This is a genomic window from Ideonella sp. (genome assembly GCF_041287625.1).
Classification (GTDB): domain Bacteria; phylum Pseudomonadota; class Gammaproteobacteria; order Burkholderiales; family Burkholderiaceae_C; genus Ideonella.
In genome coordinates, this window is sequence record NZ_JBGGNH010000052.1 from 227,140 (window position 1) to 235,623 (window position 8,484).

The window sequence follows — 8,484 nt, forward strand, 5'->3', positions numbered from 1 at the left end:
CGGCGGTTGGGATTTATAAGGATGGGGGCTCTGAGACATGCTGCGGCAACACTCTGGACTGCGAACCCCAGAATGCGGTCCGGCTGTTGGCAGTATGCCCGTTGTCGACCCAACGCCTGGCAGGTGCGGGGCGCTGCGGGCGGCAAACTTTCCGCTTTTCCGGCGCCTCAGTGACCTTTGACCCGGTACACGCCGCATCCCACCAGCAAGCGCGAGTCGATGGCCTGCACAAAGCTGGCCTTGGGCATCACGCCGCCGGTTTCGGGGTTGACGATGTCGTATTCCACCCAATGGCTGCCTTCGCTGGCTTGCCATGCTTCGCGGGTGAAGCGGTCGCCGTCGATGCCGGGCACGTCGTGCACCCGCTTGCCGTTCATGGCTGGCTTGGCGCCGTGGGTGCGGTAGCGGCCTTCGCGGTCCACGATGAAGACATAGAGGTCGCGGTCCAGGAAGCCGCCGTCCGGCTGGCAGAAGACCTGGGACGCGGCGTCCAGTCCGCGTGACTCGATCAGTTTCATGGCTTTGGTGACCATGGCATAGGCTTCGTCCGCGCTGCCTTGCCGCAGCCGGATGGCGGCCACGGCCTGGCCGAGCGCGCCCGCACGGGAGACCAGCTCTGTCGAGGCGGTGGCCGACTCGACCACCATCTCGGCGTTCTGGCGGGTGATCTCTTCCATGCCGGAGACGCTGGTGCTGACCTGCGCCAGCCCCTCGCTTTGCACGGCGCTGGCCTGGGCGATGGAGCGCAGGCGATGGGAGACGTCGCGCACACCGGCCACGACCGTCTGCAGCGTGCCGCTGACCGACTGGATGCTGGCGACCGAGCTGCCGACCTGGGTGGTGGAGCTGCCGATCAGCTGGCGGATTTCGCCGGCCGCTGACGCGCTGCGCTGCGCCAACTGGCGGACTTCGGTGGCCACGACGGCAAAGCCACGGCCAGCCTCGCCAGCGCGGGCGGCTTCGACGGCCGCGTTCAGCGCGAGGATGTTGGTCTGGAAGGCGATGCCGTCGATCACGCCGATGATTTCGGCCATGCGGCGGGAGCTGGCTTCCAGCTGGCCCATGGCCTCCACCGAGTTGCGCATCGCATCGCCACCGGCCTCGGTCTGGTCGCGCAGGCGGTCGGTCAGGTGGTCCAGTTCGCGCGAGGCTTCGGCATTGCTGCTCACCGCCTTGCTCAGTTCACTGACCGTGGCCATGGTCTGCTGCAGGCTGGCGGCCTGGGCATCGGTGCGGGTGGACAGGGCGCCGCTGCTGGCAACCAGCTGCTGGCCGGCCAGGCCGACACGCACGGCGCTGCTGCGGATTTCCGCCACCATGGACGAGAGCTGGTGGCTCATCTTTTCGACCAGTGCACCGATCTCGGCCACTTCGTCATGACCTTCGATGCGCACCGAGTGGGCCATGTCGCCGCGCTCCATCGCCGCCACGCCCAGGCGCAACGCATTCAGGCCGCTGATGAAGCTGGCATACAGCGATGAGGCCAGGTAGACCCACAGCAGCATGCCGAGCGCGCAGGCGCCGAGCTGGAGCCAGAGGCTGCGCCGCACTGCGTCGATCCGGTCGACCAGCGAAGCGTCCAGTTTCTGGCTCACTTCATGCTGCAGGGCCAGGACTTGCTGGATGGCCTCGGTGCCTGCGGCAAAGTAGCGGCCTGGGTCGCCTTCGATGGCGTCGGAAGAGAAGATTTGGCTGACCAAGTTGGCGTAGGCATCCGACCGCTGCTTGGCGGCCTCCCATTGGCTGGGCATGGGGGCACCGGCACGTTGCAATGCATCGACCCGGAACTGCATGTCGGCATCGATCGCTGCCAGCGCTGCAGCCCGGCCCAGCACGCTTGCCCTGTCGGCACTGGAGGCTTCGCCGCGCTTGATCAACGCGGCGCCTTCGCCACGCATCACGCCCAGGTTCTCGGACCAGGGGATGATGCGCTCGACGACGATGTCCATCAGGAAGAAGGTCTGGGCCTCGGGATCGAGCAGCAACGTGGAGCGTTCACCGGTCAGCAGCACCAGCTGGCGCAGCGCATCGATGCTGCTGCTGTGCTCGACGAACAAGGCCGCCCGTTGCGTGCCTGCGGGTGCCGGCAGGGCGAGCGCCTGCAGTGGCGGGCGCAGCGCGTTCCATTCAGCGCGCAGGGGGAAGCTTTGCAATTCGCCGACGACGGCATCGACCTCGGCAAGGCGCTGCTGCAGCCGGCCGTGGCTCTCCTGCAATGCGGTCTGCGCGCTCTCGTCGCCGCTGAGCATCCGGTTGCTCAGGCCGCGGTGGGCCTGGGTTTCGGCCACCAGGTCCGACAGCGCGCCCACCACGCGCACGCCTTCACGCTCGGTGTTGGCCAGCTCGACCTCGGCCAGTTTCTGGCGGGTCTGGTTCACCATCACCAGCACCATCGGCAGCAGCAACATGGCCGCCATCAGGCCGAGCTTGGTCGGCATGCGCAGCCGGCGCATCAGTCCAATGCCAGGCTGCAGCAGGCGTTTCATGGGCGTCATCATGGTTCTTCTCTCCTGGGCGACGGCGCGAGAGCCGATTCGGGGCCCGCGAATCTTGCCGCGGTCGGCCCAGCCGCAATGCCGGAAAAGAAGGCAGGCAGACGCCTTGCTCGCTGCATTCGGCGGCCCATGATGTCGCGGTGCAGCTTGTCCGTGCCGCGTGCGGAAGCAGGCTTCCGTGCAGCGTGTTGACGCTGGCTCAGCGCGCCAGCGCGTCCAGCACCTCGTGGCAGGCGCCCATGTTGTGGTAGTCCACCTTGCCCGCGGGGCTCTTGTCGTCGCTGATCTTGCGGTTCTCCGCATTCAGGATGCGGAACCATGCGCCGTGCGTGTGGTCCACGAAGCTGGCCCACGCGTGGCCCCAGATCCGGTCGTACCAGTCCCAGTAGGCGCCGTCATGGGTGCGCTGGGCCAGCACCGCGGCGGCGGCCAGCGATTCGGCCTGCACCCAGTGGTATTTGTCGCCATCGCAGACCAGCAGGTGCCGGTCGGTGGCGGGGTCGCCCGCGGGTGCCAGGCCATAGACCAGGCCGCCATGCGTTCGGTCCCAGCCCTGCAGCGTGGCAACGCCAAACAACTCCTTTGCCCGTTGCAGCATCCAGCTGCTGTCGTCTTCCGGCTCGCCGAGGTTGCGCTCCAGCTGCAGCAGCAGCTTGGCCCATTCGGTCTGGTGGCCAACCTGGAAGCCCCAGGGCCGGAAGATGTTGGTCTTGTCGTGGCGGTTGTATTCCCAGTCGGGCGACCAATCGGCGTGGAAGTGTTCCCAGACCAGGCCGCCAGCATGCTCGGCCAGGCGCTGGGTGACCGACTGGGCCAGTTCGGCTGCGCGCAGCAGGAACTGCGGCGCCTCGGTTGCCTCGTACGCGGCGAGCATGGCCTCGCAGGCATGCATGTTGGCGTTCTGGCCACGGTAGGGCGAGAGTGTCCAGTCGGGCGTCGCCTCGTCGGCATACAGCTTGGCGGCCGGCTCCCAGAAGCGCTTTTCCATCAACTCGGCCGTCTCGAACAGGCCGGCGCGGGCCTCCGCGATGCCTGCGCGCAGCGCCTGGACATGGGCCAGCAGCACAAAAGCCAGGCCGTAGCAGTGGTTGGTCGCGTCCAGCACCTTCTTCTGGCCGTTGTCCCAGTGCAGCAGCCAGGCGTAGCCGCCGGTGGCCGGGTCGCGGTGCACGTCCTGCACGAAGCGCAGCGCGTGGCGAGCGTTGGCGAGCCATTCGGCGGCGCGCGCATGACCAGGGAAGCGCCTGGCCATGGTCGCGTGCGTGATGACGAAACGCGTGCTGCTGACCAGGTGACGGGTGTGCGGGTCATAGACCCGGCCGTCGTCCTTGTAGAACTGGTAGAGGCCGCCGCTGGGATCCACACAGCGGTCGTCGTAGAAGGCCTGCGTCTGCAGCAGGTGTTCCTCCAGGAACTCGGCGCGACGGAAGTCGGGATCTTGCTTCATGAGGCAATGCTAAGTCGGCAAAGGGTGCCAAGCCAAGCCCTGATGGGCTGGGCGTCCCAGGTCTTCAGGCCAGACGTTGTTCGCTCTTGGCGTCGAACAAGTGGGCAGAAAGTGGCGACCATTGCAGTGCGACGGCGTCGCCGACGCGTTGGACCACCTTGCCCGGCACGCGGGCGGTCAGCACGCCCAGCGCGGTCTCGACCAGCGCGTAGGTTTCCGGGCCGGTGGGCTCGAGCATGCTGATGCGGCCGGGCAGGGCGCCGGATTGATCGGCGCCGACCAGCGCGATGTCTTCCGGGCGGATGCCGTAGCTGACCTCGTTGGCGGCGCCAGCCGAGATCGAGGCGCGCTGGTCCTCGGCCAGCGGCAAGGCCACGCCGCTGGCGGCCAGGCCGGCGGCTGCGCGCTGGGCCGTCATGAGGTTCATCGCTGGCGAGCCGATGAACTCGGCGACGAAGCGGGTGGCAGGGCGGCTGTAGATGTCGTCCGGCGTGCCGAACTGCTGCACCTGTCCATCCTTCATCACCGCGATGCGGTCGCCCAGCGTCATGGCTTCGACCTGATCGTGGGTGACGTAGACGGTGGTGGTCTGGGTCTTCTGGTGCAGGCGCTTGATCTCGGCCCGCATTTCGACGCGCAGCTTGGCGTCCAGGTTGGACAGCGGCTCATCGAACAGGAACAGCTTGGGGTCGCGGGCCAGGGCACGGCCCATGGCCACGCGCTGGCGCTGGCCGCCGGAGAGCTGGCCGGGCTTGCGGTCCAGCAGGTGGCTGATCTGCAGCATGCTGGCCACGCGCTGCACGGCGGCTTCGCGCTGGGCCTTGGGGACCTTGCGCATCTCCAGCGCGAACGCGATGTTCTGCGCCACGCTCATGTTCGGGTAGAGCGCGTAGCTCTGGAACACCATCGCGATGTCGCGGTCCTTGCTGGGCAGGTGGGTGATGTCGCGGTCGCCCAGCAGGATCTTGCCGGAGGTTGGCACGTCCAGGCCGGCGATCATGTTCAGCAGCGTGGACTTGCCGCAGCCCGAGGGCCCGACGAGGATCAGGAATTCGCCGGCTTCGATGTCGATGTCGATGCCCTTGAGGATCTCGACGTTGCCGAAGGTCTTGCGGACCTGTTCAATGGTGAGTGCGCCCATGATGTGCTCTTTTCCTTCTTAGCCTTTGACGGCGCCAGCCGTCAGGCCACGCACGAAATACTTGCCTGCCACAACGTAGACGAACAGCGTGGGCAGCGCAGCGATCAGCGCAGCCGCCATGTCGACGTTGTATTCCTTGACGGAACTGGTGGTGTTGGCGAGGTTGTTCAGGCCCACGGTGATGGGCTTGCTGTCCGCGCCGGAGAAGACGACGCCGTACAGGAAGTCGTTCCAGATGTTGGTGAACTGCCAGATCAGCGTCACGACCAGGATGGGCGTGGACAGTGGCAGCACGATGCGCCAGAAAATCTGCCAGAAGTTCGCGCCGTCCAGCATCGCCGCCTTGACCAGTTCATCCGGCAGGCCGACGTAGTAGTTGCGGAAGAACAGCGTGGTCGACGGGATGCCGGCCAGCACGTGGATCAGCACCAGGCCCCAGATCGAGCTGGCAATGCCGAGCCAGCCCAGGATCTGGCTCATCGGCAGCAGCACGACCTGCATCGGCATGAACACGCCGAACAGCATCAGCGCGAACATCAGCTCGCTGCCGCGGAAACGCCACTTGGACAGGACATAGCCGTTCAGCGAGCCGATCAGCGTGGAGATGCTGACGGCTGGCACGACCATCATCACCGAGTTCATGAAAAACGGCTTCAGGCCGCCGCAATCGGTGCCGGTGCAGGCCCCGGACCAGGCCCTGGACCAGGCCTCCAGTGTCGGCGACAGGGGCAGCGACAGCAGCGTGCCGTTGCGGATCTCGTCCATGCTCTTCAGCGCGGTCGAGAGCATCACGTACAGCGGCGTCAGGAAGAACAGGGCGAACAGCCCGAGCGCCGTGAAGAGCGCGATGCGGCCGAGGTTCAGCCGCGGTGCGAGAGAGGAGGGAGCACTCATGGCTTACTTCTTGGTCCGCAATTCGGAATACAGGTAGGGCACGACGATCGCGGCCACCGTTGCGAGCATGATGGTCGCGCTGGCGGCGCCCAGGCCGATCTGGCCACGAGAGAAGGCCATCGTGTACATGAAGGTCGCTGGCAGGTCGGTGGCGTAGCCGGGGCCGCCAGCGGTCAGTGCCATCACCAGGTCGAAGCTCTTGATCGCGAGGTGGCTGACCACCATCAGCGTGGAGAAGAACACCGGACGCAAGGTCGGGATGATGATGCGCCAGTAGATGCGCGGCAGGCTCGCGCCGTCGACCTGGGCAGCCTTGATGATGGAGTCGTCGATGCTGCGCAGGCCGGCGAGGAACAGCGCCATCACGAAGCCGGCCGATTGCCAGATGCCGGCGATGGCGACGCAGTAGATGGCCTTGTCGGGGTCGACCAGCCAGCCGAATTCGAAGTTCGTGAACCCCCATTCGCGCATCAGGTGCTCGATGCCGAGGCCGGGGTTCAGGATCCACTTCCAGGCGGTGCCGGTGACGATGAAGGACAGCGCCATCGGGTACAGGTAGATGGTGCGCAGCACGCCTTCGGCACGCACCTTCTGGTCCAGCAGGATGGCCAGCAGCAGGCCCAGCGCCATGCCGCCGAAGATGAACAGGCCGCCGAAGATGCCCAGGTTCTTCAGCGCCACCCACCAGCGGTCGTTGTCGAACAGCTTGACGTACTGCTCCAGGCCGACGAAGTCGTAGTTCGGAAGCAGGCGCGAAGCGGAAAGCGAGAGATAGCCGTTCCAGGCGATCAGCCCATAGATGAAGAAAAACGACAGCACAAACGACGGTGCGATGACCAGTTTGGGCAGCCAGGGTGTGCGCAGGGCGGAAGGGGCTGACATGGAGACGGACAGTAGGTCAGAAAAACGACCGCGCCAATGGCGCGGTCGAAACGGCTTGGAAGGACTTCGGCTGCCAAGCCGCCCGGAGACCGGTGAGCGCCGTCGCCAGCGCTCACCGCATCACGCTCACTTGGTCTTGGCAGCGCTGGCGATCTTGTCCATCGCTTCCTTGGCGGTCATCTTGTCGGTGTTCCAGAACTGGCTCACCGCATCCTTGATCGCGCCTTCGGCGGCGGACGGCACGGCCATGCCGTGGGCGATCGACGGCACCAGCGCGCCGGTCTTGGCGGTCGAGACGAAGTCGGCCGACGAGGTCTTGGCGCACTCGTCGAACTTGTCCATCTTCACGCCCAGGCGAACCGGGATCGAGCCCTTGTTCAGGCTGAAGGTTTCCTGGAATTCGGGCGACATGATCGCCACGGCCAGGTCCTTCTGGGCCTTGATGTTGGCTTCGTTCTTCAGCTTGAACATCGCGAAGGAGTCGATGTTGAAGGTGTAGGACTTGGCAGTGCCAGGCGCAGCGCTGCAGGAGAAGTCCTTGCCCGGCACCTTGCCGGCTGCCAGGAATTCGCCCTTGGCCCAGTCGCCCATGATCTGCATGCCGGCTTCGCCCTTGATGACCATCGCGGTCGCCAGGTTCCAGTCGCGGCCCGGGGCGTTCTTGTCGGTGTAATCCTTGACCTTCTTGAAGGTCGTCAGCACCTTTTCCATGGTCGGGCTGCTCAGCGTCTTCGGGTCCAGCTGCACCAGGGCCTTCTTGTAGAAGTCCACGCCGCCGACGCCCAGGGCGACCGCCTCGAAGGTGGTGAAGTCCTGCCAGTTCTGGCCACCGTGCGCGACCGGGATCACGCCAGCCTTCTTCAGGCCTTCGGCGGCGACGAAGAACTCGTCCCAGGTGGTCGGCACTTTGACGCCGGCCTTCTTGAAGACTTCAGGGTTGGACCACAGCCAGTTCACCCGGTGCACGTTGACGGGGGCGGCAATGTAGTGGCCCTGGTACTTCATCACGTCGCTGACGACCTTGGGCAGCACGGTGTCCCAGTTCTCGGCCTTGGCGACGTCGTCCATGTTGGCCAGCACGCCTTCGGCGGCCCACTCCTGCAGCGAAGGGCCCTTGATCTGGGCAGCGGCCGGAGCGTTGCCCGAGACCACGCGCGACTTCAGCACGGTCATGGCGGAATCGCCGCCGCCGCCAGCGACTGCGAAGTCCTTCCAGGTGTCGCCCTTGGCTTGCAAGGTGGCCTTCAGCGAGGACACGGCCTTGGCTTCGCCGCCGCTGGTCCACCAGTGCAGCACTTCAACTTCACCCGCCTGAGCGGCAGACGCCACGACGCTGGCGCAGGCCAGCACGACGGCGCTCAGGGGCATTGCACGAAAGTTATTCATCAGACTCTCCAATTTGCGAAGGGCCCGTGCTGCATGGTTACTCCGCAACACGGGCCTGGAAACAGGTTCACACGAGGTTCAGCACGGCATCAAGCCGCGATCAGAACCACCATTCGATCTGGGCGCCGAAGCTGTTGCCCGAGGTCTTGTCGTTGAAGGCGTCCTGGCCGGTCACGTTGCCAGCGGCCTTGTTCCACTTGGCGAACGTGGCGTACAGGCGCAGCTCCGGGCGGTTCCAG

The 8,484-nt window shown here is 65.8% G+C and carries 7 protein-coding genes; all 7 read right to left on the reverse strand.

The annotated features are described in order from the left end of the window. Positions 1 to 167: 167 nt before the first annotated feature. Positions 168 to 2,498: a methyl-accepting chemotaxis protein gene (locus ACAH41_RS20115; protein ID WP_325655567.1), complete on the reverse strand. Its 2,331-nt coding sequence runs from the start codon at positions 2,496 to 2,498 to the stop codon at positions 168 to 170. A gap of 196 nt (positions 2,499 to 2,694) precedes the next feature. Then, complete coding sequence (locus tag ACAH41_RS20120; protein ID WP_325655568.1) at positions 2,695 to 3,942, reverse strand: AGE family epimerase/isomerase; 1,248 nt, start codon at positions 3,940 to 3,942, stop codon at positions 2,695 to 2,697. Between the two features lie 64 nt (positions 3,943 to 4,006). Beyond that, positions 4,007 to 5,083, reverse strand: a complete 1,077-nt coding sequence (locus tag ACAH41_RS20125; protein ID WP_325655569.1) for an ABC transporter ATP-binding protein — start codon at positions 5,081 to 5,083, stop codon at positions 4,007 to 4,009. Between the two features lie 18 nt (positions 5,084 to 5,101). Continuing rightward, positions 5,102 to 5,977, reverse strand: coding sequence for a carbohydrate ABC transporter permease (locus ACAH41_RS20130; RefSeq protein ID WP_325655570.1), 876 nt, complete (start codon positions 5,975 to 5,977; stop codon positions 5,102 to 5,104). A 3-nt stretch (positions 5,978 to 5,980) separates the two neighbouring features. Next, a complete protein-coding gene (locus ACAH41_RS20135) occupies positions 5,981 to 6,859 on the reverse strand; it encodes a carbohydrate ABC transporter permease (protein WP_231012979.1) in 879 nt (292 codons plus the stop codon). Between the two features lie 126 nt (positions 6,860 to 6,985). Then, entirely contained in the window at positions 6,986 to 8,227 is a 1,242-nt protein-coding gene (locus ACAH41_RS20140; protein ID WP_325655571.1) for an ABC transporter substrate-binding protein, read from the reverse strand. A 118-nt stretch (positions 8,228 to 8,345) separates the two neighbouring features. After that, positions 8,346 to 8,484, reverse strand: a 139-nt coding sequence (locus ACAH41_RS20145; protein ID WP_370538298.1) for a carbohydrate porin, incomplete at its 5' end; no start/stop codon positions are given.

Coding starts and splice junctions, on each gene's coding strand:
- ACAH41_RS20115 (WP_325655567.1), bottom strand. CDS start 2,498: ATGATGACGCCCATGAAACGCCTGCTGCAGCCTGGCATTGGACTGATG.
- ACAH41_RS20120 (WP_325655568.1), bottom strand. CDS start 3,942: ATGAAGCAAGATCCCGACTTCCGTCGCGCCGAGTTCCTGGAGGAACAC.
- ACAH41_RS20125 (WP_325655569.1), bottom strand. CDS start 5,083: ATGGGCGCACTCACCATTGAACAGGTCCGCAAGACCTTCGGCAACGTC.
- ACAH41_RS20130 (WP_325655570.1), bottom strand. CDS start 5,977: ATGAGTGCTCCCTCCTCTCTCGCACCGCGGCTGAACCTCGGCCGCATC.
- ACAH41_RS20135 (WP_231012979.1), bottom strand. CDS start 6,859: ATGTCAGCCCCTTCCGCCCTGCGCACACCCTGGCTGCCCAAACTGGTC.
- ACAH41_RS20140 (WP_325655571.1), bottom strand. CDS start 8,227: ATGCCCCTGAGCGCCGTCGTGCTGGCCTGCGCCAGCGTCGTGGCGTCT.